Raw genomic sequence first — 17,565 nt, 5'->3', positions numbered from 1 at the left:
CCTGATTGAAAATTCACATTGAAACTAATAACCTTCCCAATTATGAAAAAGCTTCTTATTCTTGTCTTCCTAGCCTTACCTATCATTGCTTTTGCGCAAACCAAGCCTTATTTATCACTTGATGATGCAGAACGAATCACTGAAGCCGCTGAAGCGAAAGCTATGGCTGAGGGCTGGAATGTTGTCATCGCTATTCTTGACGATGGCGGACATCTGATTTCTTTGAAACGGATGGATGGTGTCCAAATCGGATCAATTGATGTTGCTCAAGCCAAAGCAAAATCCGCTTTGTATTTCAAGCGACCCACGAAAGTTTTTGAAGAGGCAATGAAAGGCGAAGGAGGTGGCAGAATCGCTACCCTTCCGAATGCTGTCGGCGTCGAAGGCGGCCTCCCGATTTTCAGAGATGGCATCATCGTTGGTTCCATCGGTATCTCCGGCGTGACCTCCGCTCAGGATGGAATCATTGCAGAAGCAGGAGTGAAAGGGTATTGAGGAGGGATGAATTTGAATGTCTGAGTTCCGGATTTTAGGGTCGGATGTCAGGTGACCGATGACCGATGAATACCCAAAATCAAGTGTTTCGAAGAATTTTCTATTCTTTAATTCACACTACTGGTAAGATCCCGGATATCCACATTTGATTTTTTATTAGTTTAGATTCTAAGTTAATTTAGATCAATGAAGAAATTATTTTACCTATCGATTATTGGCATCCTAATTTCTTGCTCGGAGAAAGCTGAGGTTATCACCGGGAAATTAGAAGATTTTATTTCGGGTGAAGTCAGTTTTGAGCGGGATGAAAAAACCGGCTTCATGGGATTTAGGGAACCCATCCTAATTGATGGAAAGGAAGTTGTTTATACTGAATGGAATGGCATGTTTCAATTTTTTGATGCTCAGACTGGCTCGAGGTTAACACAATTTCAACTTCCAAAAGAAGGCCCAAATTCCCTAAAAGGTGGTTATCACGGTGGGAAAGCTTTTGACGGCCTGATTTTAATAGCTGCAAACAACATCGGAAATGTAAATTTTTATCAGTCGGATTCTCTTTTCAGAACTCTAAAATTGGATATGAATTCCTATGTATCGAAAGGTTATCTGGAATTACCAGACCCAGAGAACAGCTTGCATATTCTTTCGGAAAACGAATTCGAAATCACCTTCGATCCTTTTGAAATTATGTCATTTCGTACGAAGAAGGATGGCTTGGATCTTGAATTCGGATCCTGGATTGGCAAATTTGATTCTTTGGGAAACTGGTTATGCAAATCTGACTTCAAGGCTCCCTATGATGAGACCTATGCAAATTCTATTTCAGCGGGCAAATTATTGAGGCTCTTGGAGAATGGGAATTCTTGGGCAATGTTTCCCTTTTCTGACTCACTTTACTTAATCAAGGATTGTAAGATCATTGACCGAAAAAAACTGGATGGTTTGACTCCTAAAACCTATTTCCCTGAGCTATTTATTGAAAATGGGAATTCAGGGTCATGGGAAAAACCGGACAATAGCGCGATGAATAAGCACTTGCTATATGATTCGAAAACTAACCTTCGAGTACGAGTAACTTTAATCAATCAAATACGAACGAAGCCAGAAATCAAGGACATCAGACAACGAATGTTCCTCAATGAAACCACTTATTTATTATCGATTTATGATGAGGCGTGGAATCTCAAAGCGGAACTTGAGTTCACTTATCCTGTAGGCAGTAGATTAGAAAATATCTTCTTAAGCTCAGGCTACATTTACCTAAATAAGTCTGAGCAAAAGTCGGAGGATGAATATGAGTTTCATAAAATTGACTTGAGTCGGTTTATTAATTAGAAGCTATCATAAATGAAAAACTTTGCTCCACTCCTCCTAGTCTTTTTGATTCTTTTCTCCTGTTCAAAGAATCCTGCCTCCAACATTTATCAAGGGAAATTGGAGGAGTTAATTGTTGGTGAATTTACTTTTCATCTTGACTCATTAACCAAATCTGTATATGAAATAAAAGTAGTTAAAGATGGAAATCATGAACTTCTTTTAACAAAAAAATCTGCTCTGAAGTATAAAGGTTGGGCTTTTGTTTTTACAGATCCAGTGTCAGGATTTGAGGTAAATAGAATAGAAATTCCATACCAAGGTCCTGAATCCATGAAAGCAGGAATTTCAGGAAATGTCGTTATATCCAAATATTCGGTATTCGTAGTGAATCTCATGGGAGAAATTGCTGAGTATAACCAAAATGGACAACAAATTAGGTTCTTTTGCAACCTTAAAAATTACCTTGATAGTAATGAGATAAATAAAACGCGTTTAAGTCTTAATAGGAAATTTGAATTCATTGAAGACGCTATCTTACAATTTAATGTGAAACCCAATACAAATAACCTCCCCGAATCTAACGGGCAGAAATATGAATTTTCCATCAATTTTACTGAATGGATACTATCTATAAATCTAAATACCCTGCAAATTGAAAAAAGTGATTTTGGTATGCCTCAGGGGTATGAACGATTTAAAAATGATTTCACGGCAACAAACTTGGTAGGGTCATATGACCTTAAGAGAAATAAATATTATTTGGGCTGGCCTAGTTCAAATGAAATCTATGTTTTAGAAGGAGTAGATCTAATTGAAAGAATCACACCTGGATCGAATGTAGAATTTAATTTTATACCAAGGGAAATTGAGCTTTTACCAAGCGGATGGACAAATTGGGCCTTACCAAAAGAAGGGGCTGAAAATCTCTTTTTGCTTTATGTTGAAAAAAATGACTTGATTCTTAAATGCTCAAAGATAAAGGAATCTGGAGCTGGAAAAACAAAGTTTGAACGCACAAAACACTATGTTCTAAGTGTTTATTCAGGGGATTGGGATCCACTTGGAGAATACTTTTTTGATTATGAATTCGAATTAGATCTCGAAAATTGGTTTCTCACTTCAGAAGGTCTTTTCATCAACAAACCCGAGCAAAAGTCCGAGGATGAATATGAGTTTTACAAAATTGATTTGTCAAGATTTAAAAATTAAGCCCTAATCTTCGTCTATAAATTTGCGCCGATCTGCGACCTTTTCTGCGGCGGTCTGCGGGAAATAAAAAAACGACTGATCTTTGGCTAAAGCCCCATTTAGATCATAATTCTTTAAGGAATGGGCTAAAGCCACATTCCTATTCATAATTCTGTATTTTCAATTGGATTTCACTCAATTCAATTTGGTCGTTTATAAATCTGCGCCGATCTGCGTCTTTTTCTGCGTTGCTCTGCGGGAAATAAAAAAACGACTGATCTTTGGCTAAAGCCCCATTTGGATAATAATCCTCTTAGGAATGGGCTAAAGCCGCATTCCAATTCATAATCCTGAATTTCAATTTGATTTCACACAGGCCAATTGGGTTTTGTATAAATCCGTGAAAACCTGCCTGCCGCAGGCAGGTCTGTGTGTTTTTCTGTGAAGATCTGTGGGAAACAAAACGACTAAATCTCCCCAGCCGCTCGTAAATCATAAATCTTAAATCGTACTTAGGTATACATCGCCCCATTCACATGCAGCACCTGTCCTGAGATATAACTACTCATATCGGAAGCCAAAAACACACAGGCATTTGCTACTTCTTCCGGCTGTCCGCCACGCTTCATCGGTATTCCATCTCTCCAGCCCTGCACCGTCTTTTCATCCAAAGCCCCGGTCATTTCAGTTTCAATAAATCCCGGCGCCACCGCATTGCATCTAATATTTCTTGATCCTAGTTCCAAAGCCACTGACTTCGTGAAACCGATGATTCCGGCTTTGGATGCCGCATAATTTGCCTGACCGGCATTGCCTTTCACTCCTACAACTGAAGTCATGTTGATGATGGAACCAGCTTTGGCCTTCATCATAGTGCGTGAAGCCGCTTTTACGGTATTGAAGCAGGACTTCAGGTTCACATTCATGATTTCGTCCCAAGCTTCTTCAGTCATTCGCATCAGAAGGTTGTCTCGGGTGATGCCGGCATTATTCACCAAAATATCCAAGGCACCAAAATCAGCCACCACGTCAGTAATCAATTGCTCAGCAGCTTTGAAATCCGATGCATCGGAGCGATAGCCTTTAGCCTTAATTCCATAAGCTTCCAATTCTCCCTCAAGTGCCTGGCCCTTTTCCACACTGGACAAAAAAGTGAAGGCAACATTTGCCCCTTCCTCTGCAAATCGAATAGCAATAGACCTGCCTATTCCCTTTGAAGCTCCTGTTATCAATGCGGTTTTCCCTGTGAGTAATCCCATGAAGTGTAAAATTTTGTTTGGCCAAAATTAGAAAAAAAGCTCAGATTTCTGCTTTTCCAAAATTTATCAAATCGGTTTTAAATTGAAAACCAAAGTATTAAATCTCTAAAAATTGATTTCGCAAAATATAAGTGGGAGGATTAATGATTTGTTAAAATTTTCCCTTAAAAAGCTTAATTATTTCAGTTTTAGAGGGTTTTGAAGTAAAAGCCATGTGGGAACTCGGATTTTTTTCTGAAGCCAAAAGGCCTATTTTTGCAGAGTTTCAATTTGTAATCAAACAAGAATTAGATATGTCTTCGACAAAATTTGACTTGATCGTGCTGGGAAGTGGACCGGGTGGCTATGTAGCAGCGATTCGTGCTTCTCAACTCGGACTGAAAACTGCCATCGTGGAAGCAGCTGAGTTAGGAGGCATTTGCCTCAACTGGGGTTGTATTCCAACCAAAGCTTTGCTGAAAAGCGCACAGGTTTTTGAATATATCAATCATGCGGCAGATTACGGCATCACAGTGAAAGGTGCTGATGCAGACTTCACCGGAATGATAAAAAGAAGCCGAGGTGTTGCCGACGGAATGAGCAAGGGCGTGCAGTTTTTAATGAAAAAAAACAAAATCGAAGTCATCACCGGATGGGGTAAAATCCAGCCCGGTAAAAAAGTAGAAGTTGAAGACAAAGAAGGAAAAAAGACAGTTTACGCTGCTGATAACATCATTATCGCTACAGGTGCCCGAGCTAGACAATTGCCATCACTGAAAATCGATGAAAAAAAGATCATAGGATATCGAAAAGCCATGACCTTGGAAAAGCAGCCAAAAACAATGGTTGTCGTAGGATCAGGAGCTATCGGGGTGGAATTCGCCTATTTCTACAACTCCATTGGAACCAAGGTAACCATCGTGGAATTCATGGATAGAATCGTCCCTGGAGAAGATGCGGAAGTCTCCAAAACTTTAGAAAAAATTTACAAAAAAGCTGGCATGACCATCATGACCGCTTCGGAAGTGACGGCAGTGGACACCAAAGGTGCCGGTTGCAAAGTGACTGTGAAGACCGCCAAAGGTGAAGAGACGCTGGAATGTGAAATTGTCCTTTCCGCAGCTGGTGTAGTTTCCAATTTGGAAAACATCGGCTTGGAGGATGTTGGAATTTTGGTAGAGCGAGGCAAAATCAAAGTTGACGAATACTACAAAACCAATATGCCGGGATATTATGCCATCGGGGATGTGATCCCTGGACCAGCATTGGCGCATGTCGCATCGGCTGAAGGCATCACATGCGTAGAAAAGATTGTCGGTCACCACCCGGAACCAATAAATTACAACAATATCCCAGGCTGTACTTATTGCTCCCCGGAGATCGCGTCGGTAGGTTTTACAGAAGCACAAGCTGTGGAAGCTGGATATGAAGTAAAAGTGGGGAAATTTCCATTCTCAGCATCCGGAAAAGCTTCGGCAGCAGGAGCGAAGGACGGATTTGTGAAATTGGTATTTGATAAAAAATATGGAGAGCTCCTCGGCGCTCACATGATTGGAGCCAACGTAACCGAAATGATCGCTGAGATCGTTGCGATCCGCAAACTGGAAACTACTGGGCATGATTTGATTAAAACCATTCATCCACACCCGACGATGTCAGAGGCAATAATGGAGGCAGCGGCAGCAGCTTACGATGAAGTAATTCATCTTTAATTGAAAATAAATGAACACCAAGCTAAAACTTTCAGCTTGGTGTTCTATTTTTAAGCGTATTCTATTTCAACCCATTGACCTTTGCAGGAAGAACAACTTATCGAAGGCTTAAGAGCCAAAGACCGGAAAACCACGGAATATCTCTATGAGAAATATTCACGTGCTTTGTTTTCTGTGATTTCAAGAATTATTTCTGATCCAGACATTGCGGAAGAGATTTTTCACGATTCATTTATTAAAATCACTCGAAAAATAGATTCATACGAGGAGTCGAAAGGCCGTTTATATACTTGGATGGCTAATATTTGCCGCAATTCAGCCATTGACAAACTTCGCTCCAAAGAAATTTCACAATCTGCTAAGACCAACGGAATTGATGACTTCGTATATGGACTTGAAAGTCAGTCAGGAACTATGGAGCAGGTAGAGGCGATAGGAGTAAAGGAGTTGATCAATAACTTAAATCAGGATCAACGATTTATCATAGACCATATATACTTCAAAGGATACACGCATTCGGAGGTCTCGGAGGAATATGACATTCCTCTCGGTACAGTCAAATCCCGTGTCAGGGCTGCACTTCAAGTATTAAAAAAGAACTTAGACAGAATCTAGTGGATATTCAATCATACATAGCATCAGGTAAACTTGAACTCTTCCTATTGGGAGAGTTGACTGAGCGCGAGCGTGAGGAAGTCCTGACCCTGGCAAAAACTTATCCCGAAATCCAAAAGGAATTGGATGAGTTGGAGGAAGCAATGCATTCCTTTGACCATTTGACAGGACCATCACCCTCACCAGAGATCAAAGCACGAATATTTGAAAGTTTGGAATCAGACTTCAAAATAGAAGCGCCTAAAAAGGTAACAGCGGCAAAACCGGCAGAAACCAAGGTGGTACAGCTTTCCCCTTGGAAAAACTTTGCAGTAGCAGCATCTTTAGTGGCAGTATTAGCGAGTGCCGCGGCGATTTATTTCGCAGGTAAGTATTACGACGTAGATGAAAGATTCACCGCTTTGCTGCAAGATCAGCAAGTGATGGCGGATAACTTTAATCAAGTCAAACTTCAATACGAAGAGACAGATTCCAGATTGGATCGCTTGATAGCCGGTGATTTCAAACGAGTGGAAATGAAAGGCGAAGGTTTTGAGATGCAGAAAGACGCTAAAGTGGATGTCTTCTGGGATCAAAGCAAGCAAGAAGTCTTCGTTGCGGTGAACAATTTGAACTCTCTTTCCTCAGAATTCGACTACCAACTCTGGGCAATCGGCAAAGACGGTCCCGTGGGAATTGGTTTAGTTAATCCTGGAGAGAAATTCACCCTTCAGCAGATGCAAGCTGTCGCAGAAGCAGGAGTCTTTGCGATTACCATCGAGCCAAAAGGCGGATCCAAAGCGCCAACCCTAGAAAAGTTGGTTGTGTTAGGAGAAGTTGCTTAACTTACTTAGTATGAAAATCCCAAAGCCTGCTTTGCAAAAAGCGGGCTTTTTTTTTTAAAAAGGTTTGCATTTTTAACTTTATTTTTTTTTTTTTGATTAACTAAAACCAATTTTACTTTGATAAAAAAATCAGTAATCACGTTATGTTTAATTGTTGGTGCAATTGGATTCTCAAATCCCGAGTCCAAGGCCGACGCCGGAATTCCGAGAGGTAAATGGATTGATGTTTACCAGGGAGGGTCTATCCCGGTAGGTGCAGTGTGTGCAAGTTCATTACTTACCAAAAAGTGTATCGTTGGAGACACTAAATCATATGCCCCACCTACGATTGGAGGATAAGAAAACCTCGACCCACTATTACTTGATAAGAATGCTAGCAATTAGCATTCTTATCATAATTTGGTCTTGTTCTGATAAGAATGGATCAACAATTTTTATTGGATCAAAAGATCATTTTTCAGAGAACGCAACAAATCTCGAAAACATCTTTACTCCCTTGATGGAAAATCAGTACAATCGATATTCTTTTACCCAGATATATAATGATTCCTTATTGTTTGGGATGAATCCCTTTATAAATAAAACCAAAATTGATGTAATCAACCTTTTAGAACCTAAAAAATCATATGCTATAAAGTTAAAAGAAAAAGAATTCAGCGTAAATCCTTCTTCATTCTTTATCCATAATCTTGACAGCATTTTTCTTTTGCAGCCAAGTAGTAAGGAAATATCACTTATAAATAGTTCAGGTGAATTGATTGAAAAATTTGATTTTAATAAACCTATACTAGAAAAATATGAATTGCTTGAGTTTCTACCTCTCAAACCAATTTTTCATGATGGAAACCTCTACGTCAATGTTCGACCAATTGGTCTGCTTGAAAATAGCGATTTCCTAAGCTTGCCTCAATTCCTACAAGTAAATACCCTTACCAACGAATTATTACTTTTAGGTGAAATGAACTCAATCGCAGCTTATTTAGGGAATAATGAAGTAAATACTGATTTTTACTCTCCATATTATCAGGTTATCAATTCTAATTTACTTATTATATACCCATTTTATCCTTTTCTTATTCAAATAAATTTAGATTCACCAAAATCAACTCCTAAGTTTCATCCAATAAAAAGTCAATATGTTGAGAAAACTTCACCATTAGCTTCATCCAGAATTCACGAAGATCAATTCCTAAACGCAACTTACCGTTCAAGTATCACTACCTTTTCAGATTTAAATTTTCATAAAGGATCAAAATTAATATCGATAATTTTTATGCATCCTTTTGAAAGCCTTTCAGCGGAAGGCCGTTTAAAATCGTGGAATTCACGAGAAAGTTCCCTGATAATAATGGATACATCATTTGCAATAACTTCAGAAATTAAATTTAGAAATGGAGAATTACTTATGAATGCCTCCATCCCGTTTAGTTCTAGTTTAAGAATAGCAAACTCAATCGAAAATGAAAAAATTGAAGATAGTCTTCATTATTACAGGCATATTGATTTTTCAAAAATGTCAAGAAAACACTGACTTAAAAAATTTTAATTTACACTTAGAATACTTCAAAGAAATTAATTTCCATAACTATAATGAATATGAGTATATTCTAATTTACGATAAATACGGTTGTGAATTCTGCAATACCAAAGCGGACCCCATTATATCAAAATACTACAACAACTATAATGTAAAACTCATAGAGTTGTCAAACCCAAATGAAGTAAATTATCAGCACGAAATCATAGTGGATTCCGGCAGGATTTATTACAGCTTTCCCTTTCAATTCGATGGATTAACAATAATTAATCTAAAAGCGAAAAAAATTTTAAAGCCGCTAAATGAAAGTATAAAATGAAATATAAATCATTAACATTCATTTTTATTTTATTATTTAACTACTCAAAATCTCAAAGCCTAGAGTTCACGTTTATTGATATGTATACAGGTCTTGCCATACCTATGGTACAGATAGATATTTGCAACAAAAGATTTGAAGCAAATGAATTTGGAATGTTAAAGGTTAATCTTGCGGAAGAGATTTGTGAATTTTCTGCTTTTGCTTTTAATTTTAAAATTCTTAATGGCAAAATCGCAATCAAAAATAAAAACCAAATTACCTTAAAGCTTGAGCCATTAGAGGTACAATTGAAGGATTTCGAAATAATAGCAGATAAAATTAATATTACAGATGGGAGAGAAATAGTCAGAATTGCTCTTGCAAACTTCGAAGTGACTCATGAAAAAATTCAATTTCCAGTTGAAATTCAAGATAGCACTTCTTATACGATTGGTAATGAATCATTTTTTACAACAATTAATGACGGGAAATTTACGGACCATGATCTTTTTAATATGAAGTTTTCTCAGAAAAAAACCATTACCAATCCATCAAAATACAATTTTTTAAAGGAAATTAATGCTCAAAATGGAGCATCTACAATTCAACAAAAACTAAAAGAATATAAAATAAATAGAACAGATTATCTTTCAGAAACAGATTGTGATATTTATAGTAATATAGATTGTTATTTCTCGACTTTCTATTCTTCAATAAGAACGCTAAGGATTAACCCATATTTTTCAAACGTTCCAAAAAATCAGGAATTTGATCATTATGGATACTTTAATGAAGATTTTCTTATCAATCATGAATTTAAGCTGTTAAGTCTTGATACCATCTCGGGAAGAGCTTGTTATTTTATTCAAATTTTACCAAATAGAAAATCTCCACCAATTTCCATTGCTGGTCAAGGTGTGTCAAACTGGTATAACCCAACTGGTAAAATTTGGATAGACATGGAAGACCTAGCTCTAACAAGATTGCATTATAAATATCAATTTACGTTAAAGTCTAGATTATTTAGCCACAAGGTAGATAAAGCTGAATATGAATCAGGAAAAATATATTTTGAAAATTTTCTTGAATTTAAAAAGATAGGAAATAAATTTTCACCTGTATACCAAATCACAAGAGAAAAAAACAGAAACCTAAGAATTTTTTATACTGATACTTTTTTCGAGCCAGTTTACGTCGAACATTATTTAAAGTTTAAATCTCCAAACCCTTAATTTTAGTAGACACTCAGATTTAAACAAGTTATTCCATTTATCTTTAAAAAATGGAACTCCAACTCTCCACTCCTGCCCTGCTCTTTTCAGCCATTACCTTATTGATGTTGGCTTTCACGAATCGATTTTTGGCCATTGCCACCCTAATTCGTGGTTTGCACAAAAACTATCGCTCTGAACCGGAATCCGAGCTAATCGTTGAGCAGATTCACAATCTCCGCCGTCGATTGACGCTTATCAAAAACATGCAGCTGTTTGGAGTTTTCAGCTTTTTAATGTGCATCGTTTGTATGTATTTGCTTTTTCTAGGCTACACCCTTGCTGCCAATTGGGTATTTGTAGCTAGCATGCTTTCGCTTCTGATTTCTTTGATGATTTCCTTGGTGGAAATCCAGATTTCAACCAAAGCATTGAACCTGGAGCTTTCAGATATGGAAAAAATCTTCGAAAAGCGGAAAAGCAGCCTAGATATTTTCTTTAAAAAAGATCCTAAAAATGAAAATGAGTAAAAAATCAAAGTATTTCTCCCATGTTGATTGATTTAAGAAGTGATACAGTAACCCGGCCGACTCCGGGAATGAAAGACGCCATGTTTTCCGCCCCGTTGGGGGATGATGTGTTTGGAGAAGATCCGGCAGTCAATGCGCTGGAGGAGAAGATTGCAACCCTTTTTGGAATGGAAGCAGCGCTATTTTGCCCTTCTGGCACCATGACCAATCAGATTGCCATTCGCCTCCACACTCGAATTCAGACGGAAGTGATCTGCCATCAATATTCCCATATTTACCTCTATGAGGGTGGTGGAATCATGGCCAATTCCCATGCTTCAGTCAAACTTTTACCGGGAGATCTGGGGAAAATCACTGCATCACAAATCGCAGAGTCCATCAATCCTGATGATGTGCATGCTCCGGAGACTACCTTGGTTTCGCTGGAAAACACGATGAATAAAGGTGGAGGCAGCATTTATACTCTGGATGAAATCAAGCCAATTCATGCGCTTTGCAAGGAAAAAGGTATCAAACTTCACCTGGACGGTGCGAGACTTTTCAATGCTTTGGTGGAAACTGGCGACAGTCCTGCCGATTGGGGCGCTCAGTTTGACACGATTTCGATTTGCTTGAGTAAGGGATTAGGCTGTCCGATTGGTTCGGCATTGCTTGGATCAAAAGCAGATATTAAACAAGCCAGAAAGGTCCGTAAGGTTTTCGGTGGAGGAATGCGACAGGCAGGATTTCTCGCTGCTGCTGGCATTTATGCTTTGGATCATCAAGTCGAACGACTAAAGGAGGATCATGCAAGAGCCAGAACTCTAGGAGAAATGCTTAGCAAACTCCCCTACGTTTCGGAGATTTTCCCCGTGGCAACCAATATTGTGATTGCAAGATTGCAGGGAACTACTCCAGAGGAATTCATGAAAAAGCTGGCGGAGCAAAACATCAAATCCGTCAAATTCGGAAAAGATCTTGTACGTTTTGTTACCCACTTGGATTTTGATGATGTGCAATTGGAGGAGTTTGGGAGAAGGGTAAAAGAAATTTGAGATTCGGTATTTGAATTTTGAAATCAATTACTAACTTCAAACGTTAGTATCGTAAAACAGAACTAGTGATACAATCTTTTGGCGACAAGGAAACTGAGAAAGTTTGGAATGGAACCCGTTCGGCTAAACTCCCAAATGAAATTCAAGAAATCGCAAGAAGGAAACTTAGAATGCTCAATAACTCTCAAAACATAAATGATTTAAGAATTCCCCCATCAAATCACCTTGAAAAACTCTCAGGAAATTTATCGGGCCAATTTAGTATTCGCATCAATAAACAATGGCGCATCATCTTTACATGGGAAGGCAATCAATCATTTAATGTTCAAATAGTGGATTATCATTGATATCAAAATAATGGAAAATCTTAAAAACATCCATCCTGGAGAAATTCTGTCGGAAGAATTCTTAAAACCAATGAAAGTCTCCGCTTACAGACTTGCCAAAGAAACTCATATTCCTCAAACTCGCATCTCTGAAATCATTCAGGGAAAAAGGAGGATTACCGCAGATTCAGCGTTGAGGTTTTCCAGATTTTTTGGTACTTCCCCGAAATTCTGGCTTGGGCTTCAGGATGATTTTGATCTTGAGGAAGAAAAAACCACCAAACAAACATCGATTGATTCAATCACTCCATTCGATTACAATCAGGCCTAAAAGGCCTTTTTTTTATTCTAATTTGCGTTTCTATTCACAAATCAACCCATTTTGATTCTTGCCTATCGGCTCCATTTCTTGATACTAAAATCTAGCTACTTGATACTTTCTTGCTTCTAATCTCTTGCCTCTAAAAAAATGAACCCCACTCCCCTAGCCGAACGCATGCGTCCTACCCGATTGGAAGACTTGATCGGTCAGGAGCATTTATCCTCCCCCAACTCTTTTCTTCACAAAGCTATCAGGTCTGGAAATGTGCCTTCTTTGATCCTTTGGGGACCTCCAGGAGTGGGCAAAACTACGATCGCAAACATCATCGCCAATGAGATCAAAGCCCCATTTTACACTTTAAGTGCCATCAGTTCCGGCGTGAAAGATATCCGTGAAGTGATCGAAAAAGCAAGGTTTCAACAAGGAGTGGTTCTTTTTATAGACGAGATCCACCGCTTCAATAAATCTCAGCAAGATGCACTACTTGGCGCAGTGGAAAAAGGAACCATTCGCCTTATTGGTGCGACAACAGAAAACCCTTCCTTTGAGATCAATGCGGCTTTGCTGTCTAGATGTCAGGTTTTTACCCTGAATGCTTTGGGCAAACCCGAACTGGAAGCGATGATGCATCAGGCTTTGGAAAAAGATGTCGAGCTTAAGAAAATTACAGTAGAGCTTAAGGAAATCGATGCCTTGCTTCGAATCTCAGGCGGCGATGGTCGAAAACTACTCAACCTCCTAGAAATCGTAATTGACGGAATCAACGAGAACCCTTGCCAAATCACAGATGAAATCGTGATGACAATCGCACAACAAAAAGTTGCGCTGTACGACAAATCCGGCGAACAGCATTATGACATCATTTCGGCATTTATCAAATCTATTCGCGGTTCAGATCCAAATGCTGCTGTCTATTGGTTGGCCCGGATGATCGAGGGCGGAGAAGATGTAAAATTCATCGCACGACGACTAGTTATCTTATCCTCGGAGGACATCGGAAATGCAAATCCAAATGCACTGCTCTTAGCTACCAATTGCTTCGAAGCCGTCAAAATCATCGGTTATCCGGAGGCGAAAATCATCCTTTCCCAATGCGTGACCTATTTGGCGAGTTCTCCGAAAAGTAACGCCTCTTACATGGCCATCAACCAAGCCCAAGCCTTGGTCCGTGAAAAAGGAGACTTGTCAGTTCCCCTTCACCTCAGAAACGCTCCAACCAAACTGATGAAGGATCTTAACTATGGAAAAGCCTACATGTATTCCCATGACTTCCCAGGCAACTTTGTCGCTCAGGAATTTTTACCCGATGAAATCAAAGGCACCAAACTCTATGAACCCGGAGAAAATGCTCGTGAAAACGAGTTGCGGAAATATCTGTCCGGGAAATGGAAAGGGAAGTATGGCTATTAATGCAATTTTTGATTTAAGAAGTACGATTTACGAGGCTTGATGAAAGGATTTGTACTTGGCCCCATTTGATCTATAATCGAATACAAGTGCTAAATTTTTACCCAAAAAATCTGTGGAAATCTGCGGCTTTTTCTGCGTAAATCTGCGGGAAATCATTTTCATCTGAAGAAAACAAAAAAAAATACCCCTCATTTTCAAACAATTGCAAACGAATCAAACATTTTATTTGCCTGTAAAAAATTAGAATCTACCTTTGCAATCCGTTTGATAAGAGACGGGAGTTTAGCTCAGCTGGTTCAGAGCATCCCGACTACATCGGGAGAGTCGGGATTCAAATCCAACTTTAAAGTGAACCAAAACATCTTGGGAGTTTAGCTCAGCTGGTTCAGAGCATCCCGACTACATCGGGAGAGTCGGGATTCAAATCCTACTTTAAAGTGAACCAAAACATCTTGGGAGTTTAGCTCAGCTGGTTCAGAGCATCTGCCTTACAAGCAGAGGGTCGGGGGTTCGAATCCCTCAACTCCCACATTTTATAGTTTAGCTCAGTTGTTTCAGAGCATACAAATTGGATAAAGAAATGAGATAAGATCTTTTCTATCGTGAATTAAAACATCTTGGGAGTTTAGCTCAGCTGGTTCAGAGCATCCCGACTACATCGGGAGAGTCGGGATTCAAATCCTACTTTAAAGTGAACCAAAACATCTTGGGAGTTTAGCTCAGCTGGTTCAGAGCATCTGCCTTACAAGCAGAGGGTCGGGGGTTCGAATCCCTCAACTCCCACATTTTATAGTTTAGCTCAGTTGTTTCAGAGCATACAAATTGGATAAAGAAATGAGATAAGATCTTTTCTATCGTGAATTAAAACATCTTGGGAGTTTAGCTCAGCTGGTTCAGAGCATCCCGACTACATCGGGAGAGTCGGGATTCAAATCCTACTTTAAAGTGAACCAAAACATCTTGGGAGTTTAGCTCAGCTGGTTCAGAGCATCTGCCTTACAAGCAGAGGGTCGGGGGTTCGAATCCCTCAACTCCCACTAAAGCCTAGGAGAAATCTTAGGCTTTTTTTATTTTTAACTATGCCATGTTCATTTTATATCCTTTTTTCAATGTCGAAAGACAAATTCTACATTGGTCATACTTGTGAGGAGATACAGGAGAGAATCAGAAAGCACAATTCAAACCATAAAGGATTCACTGGAAATCAAGCAGACTGGAAACTGGTTTTCATTGAAAAATTTCCTGACAAATCGAGTGCTTATGCCAGGGAGAGGTCTGTAAAATCATGGAAATCAAAGAAAAAAATTGAAGAATTAATTAAAGATTTACCCTGATGGTTCAGAGCATCCCGATACAATCGGGAGGGTCGGGGGTTCTCCCGAAAGCTTTCGGGACTCAACTCCCACTAAAGCCTCGGTGAAATCTGAGGCTTTTTTATTTCCTTTTTTTTAGCTACGAAAACAAAAAATCGAATGTCATTTCTAACATTCGATTTTAATTTATCTGTGTCCATCTGTGACATCTGTGAGAAACAAATTCTCTCTATTCCAGATTAACCATTATCCCAGCCCTGAACCATCTCCCAGGCATTTGAACTGTCCCAGCCTCGATGTAATCAGTGTTCGTGATATTGGAAGCCTCAGCAAAGAATCCCAACTTTCCTAGCCGATTATAGTCCACTCTCATATCCAACAAGAAATAAGGATCTAAACTGATCCGCTCTACATAGCGCATTTTGGTATTCCACTCTACTTTTTCACCCAGTCCAACCAAAACACCTCCAATCAATTGATTTCTCAAAGCAGTCAATGCATAGCGGGACTCCAAACCCGGTTGAGTAGTGAAATTCGCGTCGATGAAATTGTAGGAAACCATCAATTCCTTGATCTGAACAGCTTTACCATTTGGGTTAACTCGATAATTAGTGGATGCCTCAATACCGTTAAAACCTACTTCATTGAAATTTTGAGGCTGCCATGGCTGATTTGAACTTGTTCTGGTCCATTCGATTACGCTTTCAGAGTAGCGATTGAAATACACCAATTCACCCCTCCAATTGGAATGCGTCCATTTCCCTCCAAACTCAAAAGATCTTGCCTGCTCTGGTTGTAAATCAGGATTTCCAATGTTTGTCGGACCTGCATAGAATAGATCTGTATAGGTTGGGATTCGGAAACTTGAACCAATTCCTGAATAAAGTCGGATGGCATTTGACACTTGGTAGCCAACTTCCAAACCCGGAAAATGCTTCCATCCATATTCTGAATAGTAGTTGGAATAGACCCCGGCACGGAGATCGGTTTTATCACCTAAGTTGACCAATTGCTCCAAGAAAAGCCCTATTAAACTTCTTTCGTGATCTCCGAGGTTATTGCTTACGATTTGCTCTTTTCTCAGTTCAAGTCCAAAACCGGTCACACCCAATTTACTTTTATAGCTACCGTTTGTCTCGAGGGCAAAAACATCGGAGGTATGATTATTTTGAAAAAACGCAGGTTCATTTCTCCGAAGCCGATACTCATCAACATTTCGTCTTCCATACAACCGTGTATTAATAGATAAAGATTGATGATTGAAAGTATGACTCAAGGCACCAAGGGTAGTTTGGATACTTTCCCATTGGTCGGGGAAAGCTGAAGTATAAAATCCATTCGCCCCAAAAGTCCGGTCCGTGTAAGCGATCATTCCACGAATTGAGTTTTTGGCATTGAGATCCAATCCTCCTTCGTAAAAAATATTGCTCACCTGATAGTCGGAATTGTACTGATGGCCATTCGACTCGTCATAGGAAACCGCTAAGTTTTGCTTGTATTTCCCTGCCGGAAGCGAACCAGCTAGGTTAATCCCTTTCATCCCAAAATCTCCTCCATAACCTTGCAACTTAAGACTCTTGGTATCACTCAAATTCGTAATGACATTGACCGCCCCGGTGTAAGCATTCTGTCCAAAGATTCTCGAAGCCGGACCTTTCAGCACCTCCACGCGATCGATGTTCACCAATGGAATGGGAATATTCATCATGTGGTGCCCTGATTGTGGATCTGAAAGCTTAATTCCATTTAGCAGCATCAACGTCTGATCAAATGTTCCTCCCCGAATACCGATATCCGCCTGTACTCCCGAAACGCCTCGTTGTCTGACGTCCACTCCGGGCACAAAGCTCAGCACCTCCTGAAGGCTCCTTGCCGGGGAAGTTTCGATTTGCTGCCGATCTATTACAGAAATATTTCTGCTTTGCTTCGAAAATGGAATCTGAATTCGATTTTCCTGAATAATTATTTCATTTAAATTTTGAGCAGTCGTGTCTGTTTGGGAATAAACTTGAACCGATAAAATGGCTAAACAGCCGATTAGGAGTGCTTTTTTCATTTAGGATGATAGAATTTTGGCCAAAGATAAAGTCCTTTTACTTCATGCTCCAACCAAAATCTGAATCTAAAATTTGGTTAATGAATTTCCCTTTTGAAAAAAAGCATCCGTTCAATTGCTCAGAGTCCGTATTTTG

Annotated in this window: 17 protein-coding genes and 3 tRNA genes; 18 read left to right on the top strand and 2 right to left on the bottom strand. The window is 39.3% G+C overall.

The annotated features are described in order from the left end of the window. The first annotated feature begins 42 nt into the window (after nt 1-42). From ACK4HU_RS17740 to ACK4HU_RS17730, 3 genes are all read left to right on the top strand, one after another. Entirely contained in the window at nt 43-495 is a 453-nt protein-coding gene (locus ACK4HU_RS17740; RefSeq protein ID WP_409809033.1) for a GlcG/HbpS family heme-binding protein, read from the top strand. A gap of 186 nt (nt 496-681) precedes the next feature. Continuing rightward, nucleotides 682-1,830, top strand: a complete 1,149-nt coding sequence (locus ACK4HU_RS17735; protein ID WP_409809031.1) for a hypothetical protein — start codon at nt 682-684, stop codon at nt 1,828-1,830. 99 nt (nt 1,831-1,929) lie between these two features. Next, nucleotides 1,930-3,021, top strand: a complete 1,092-nt coding sequence (locus ACK4HU_RS17730) for a hypothetical protein (protein WP_409809029.1) — start codon at nt 1,930-1,932, stop codon at nt 3,019-3,021. Nucleotides 3,022-3,512: 491 nt separating this feature from the next. Here the strand turns inward: ACK4HU_RS17730 and fabG are convergent, their stop codons facing one another. Beyond that, nucleotides 3,513-4,259 carry a 3-oxoacyl-[acyl-carrier-protein] reductase gene (fabG, locus tag ACK4HU_RS17725; RefSeq protein ID WP_409809027.1) on the bottom strand — a complete coding sequence of 249 codons (747 nt, stop codon included), beginning with the start codon at nt 4,257-4,259 and terminating at the stop codon, nt 3,513-3,515. 293 nt (nt 4,260-4,552) lie between these two features. Here fabG and lpdA point away from each other — a divergent pair, with 293 nt between their 5' ends. The 15 genes from lpdA (at nt 4,553) to ACK4HU_RS17650 (ending at nt 15,394) form a co-directional block, all read left to right on the top strand. Beyond that, complete coding sequence (lpdA, locus tag ACK4HU_RS17720) at nt 4,553-5,950, top strand: dihydrolipoyl dehydrogenase (protein WP_409809025.1); 1,398 nt, start codon at nt 4,553-4,555, stop codon at nt 5,948-5,950. 81 nt (nt 5,951-6,031) lie between these two features. Beyond that, nucleotides 6,032-6,565 carry an RNA polymerase sigma factor gene (locus ACK4HU_RS17715; protein ID WP_409809023.1) on the top strand — a complete coding sequence of 178 codons (534 nt, stop codon included), beginning with the start codon at nt 6,032-6,034 and terminating at the stop codon, nt 6,563-6,565. Next, nucleotides 6,565-7,389, top strand: a complete 825-nt coding sequence (locus ACK4HU_RS17710; RefSeq protein WP_409809021.1) for an anti-sigma factor domain-containing protein — start codon at nt 6,565-6,567, stop codon at nt 7,387-7,389. The genes ACK4HU_RS17715 and ACK4HU_RS17710 overlap by 1 nt, the downstream gene beginning before the upstream one ends. Before the next feature lie 117 nt (nt 7,390-7,506). Beyond that, nucleotides 7,507-7,728: a hypothetical protein gene (locus ACK4HU_RS17705; RefSeq protein ID WP_409809019.1), complete on the top strand. Its 222-nt coding sequence runs from the start codon at nt 7,507-7,509 to the stop codon at nt 7,726-7,728. Nucleotides 7,729-7,759: 31 nt separating this feature from the next. Beyond that, nucleotides 7,760-8,920 (top strand): hypothetical protein, encoded by a 1,161-nt coding sequence (locus tag ACK4HU_RS17700; RefSeq protein WP_409809017.1) that lies wholly within the window; start codon nt 7,760-7,762, stop codon nt 8,918-8,920. A gap of 321 nt (nt 8,921-9,241) precedes the next feature. Next, the gene (locus ACK4HU_RS17695; RefSeq protein ID WP_409809015.1) at nt 9,242-10,459 is read left to right on the top strand and encodes a hypothetical protein; all 1,218 of its coding nucleotides are present in this window, start codon (nt 9,242-9,244) and stop codon (nt 10,457-10,459) included. 50 nt (nt 10,460-10,509) lie between these two features. Continuing rightward, nucleotides 10,510-10,968 carry a DUF2721 domain-containing protein gene (locus ACK4HU_RS17690; protein ID WP_409809013.1) on the top strand — a complete coding sequence of 153 codons (459 nt, stop codon included), beginning with the start codon at nt 10,510-10,512 and terminating at the stop codon, nt 10,966-10,968. Nucleotides 10,969-10,988: 20 nt separating this feature from the next. Then, nucleotides 10,989-12,002 carry a threonine aldolase family protein gene (locus ACK4HU_RS17685; RefSeq protein WP_409809011.1) on the top strand — a complete coding sequence of 338 codons (1,014 nt, stop codon included), beginning with the start codon at nt 10,989-10,991 and terminating at the stop codon, nt 12,000-12,002. A 65-nt stretch (nt 12,003-12,067) separates the two neighbouring features. Beyond that, the gene (locus tag ACK4HU_RS17680; RefSeq protein ID WP_409809009.1) at nt 12,068-12,349 is read left to right on the top strand and encodes a type II toxin-antitoxin system RelE/ParE family toxin; all 282 of its coding nucleotides are present in this window, start codon (nt 12,068-12,070) and stop codon (nt 12,347-12,349) included. A 10-nt stretch (nt 12,350-12,359) separates the two neighbouring features. Continuing rightward, nucleotides 12,360-12,659 carry a HigA family addiction module antitoxin gene (locus ACK4HU_RS17675; RefSeq protein ID WP_409809006.1) on the top strand — a complete coding sequence of 100 codons (300 nt, stop codon included), beginning with the start codon at nt 12,360-12,362 and terminating at the stop codon, nt 12,657-12,659. 138 nt (nt 12,660-12,797) lie between these two features. Beyond that, a complete protein-coding gene (locus ACK4HU_RS17670; RefSeq protein WP_409809004.1) occupies nt 12,798-14,060 on the top strand; it encodes a replication-associated recombination protein A in 1,263 nt (420 codons plus the stop codon). 454 nt (nt 14,061-14,514) lie between these two features. Next, nucleotides 14,515-14,589 (top strand) — tRNA-Val (locus tag ACK4HU_RS17665). 179 nt (nt 14,590-14,768) lie between these two features. Continuing rightward, a tRNA-Val gene (locus ACK4HU_RS17660) sits at nt 14,769-14,843 on the top strand. Nucleotides 14,844-15,022: 179 nt separating this feature from the next. Beyond that, a tRNA-Val gene (locus ACK4HU_RS17655) sits at nt 15,023-15,097 on the top strand. A 72-nt stretch (nt 15,098-15,169) separates the two neighbouring features. Next, a complete protein-coding gene (locus ACK4HU_RS17650; RefSeq protein WP_409809002.1) occupies nt 15,170-15,394 on the top strand; it encodes a GIY-YIG nuclease family protein in 225 nt (74 codons plus the stop codon). A 208-nt stretch (nt 15,395-15,602) separates the two neighbouring features. Here ACK4HU_RS17650 and ACK4HU_RS17645 read toward each other — a convergent pair whose 3' ends face one another. Continuing rightward, nucleotides 15,603-17,429 (bottom strand): TonB-dependent receptor, encoded by a 1,827-nt coding sequence (locus ACK4HU_RS17645; RefSeq protein ID WP_409809000.1) that lies wholly within the window; start codon nt 17,427-17,429, stop codon nt 15,603-15,605. Nucleotides 17,430-17,565 lie beyond the last annotated feature (136 nt).

The sequence above is a fragment of the Algoriphagus sp. genome (assembly GCF_046296635.1).
GTDB lineage: Bacteria > Bacteroidota > Bacteroidia > Cytophagales > Cyclobacteriaceae > Algoriphagus.
The sequence above is the reverse complement of the archived record's forward strand: the minus strand, read 5'-3'. Positions and strand labels throughout refer to the sequence as shown.

Excerpts from the sequence above, each read along its gene's own strand:
- ACK4HU_RS17650 (WP_409809002.1), top strand. The coding sequence starts at position 15,170 with ATGTCGAAAGACAAATTCTACATTGGTCATACTTGTGAGGAGATACAG.
- ACK4HU_RS17685 (WP_409809011.1), top strand. The coding sequence starts at position 10,989 with ATGTTGATTGATTTAAGAAGTGATACAGTAACCCGGCCGACTCCGGGA.
- fabG (WP_409809027.1), bottom strand. The coding sequence starts at position 4,259 with ATGGGATTACTCACAGGGAAAACCGCATTGATAACAGGAGCTTCAAAG.
- ACK4HU_RS17645 (WP_409809000.1), bottom strand. The coding sequence starts at position 17,429 with ATGAAAAAAGCACTCCTAATCGGCTGTTTAGCCATTTTATCGGTTCAA.
- ACK4HU_RS17670 (WP_409809004.1), top strand. The coding sequence starts at position 12,798 with ATGAACCCCACTCCCCTAGCCGAACGCATGCGTCCTACCCGATTGGAA.
- ACK4HU_RS17695 (WP_409809015.1), top strand. The coding sequence starts at position 9,242 with ATGAAATATAAATCATTAACATTCATTTTTATTTTATTATTTAACTAC.
- ACK4HU_RS17700 (WP_409809017.1), top strand. The coding sequence starts at position 7,760 with ATGCTAGCAATTAGCATTCTTATCATAATTTGGTCTTGTTCTGATAAG.
- lpdA (WP_409809025.1), top strand. The coding sequence starts at position 4,553 with ATGTCTTCGACAAAATTTGACTTGATCGTGCTGGGAAGTGGACCGGGT.
- ACK4HU_RS17690 (WP_409809013.1), top strand. The coding sequence starts at position 10,510 with ATGGAACTCCAACTCTCCACTCCTGCCCTGCTCTTTTCAGCCATTACC.
- ACK4HU_RS17735 (WP_409809031.1), top strand. The coding sequence starts at position 682 with ATGAAGAAATTATTTTACCTATCGATTATTGGCATCCTAATTTCTTGC.
- ACK4HU_RS17740 (WP_409809033.1), top strand. The coding sequence starts at position 43 with ATGAAAAAGCTTCTTATTCTTGTCTTCCTAGCCTTACCTATCATTGCT.
- ACK4HU_RS17675 (WP_409809006.1), top strand. The coding sequence starts at position 12,360 with ATGGAAAATCTTAAAAACATCCATCCTGGAGAAATTCTGTCGGAAGAA.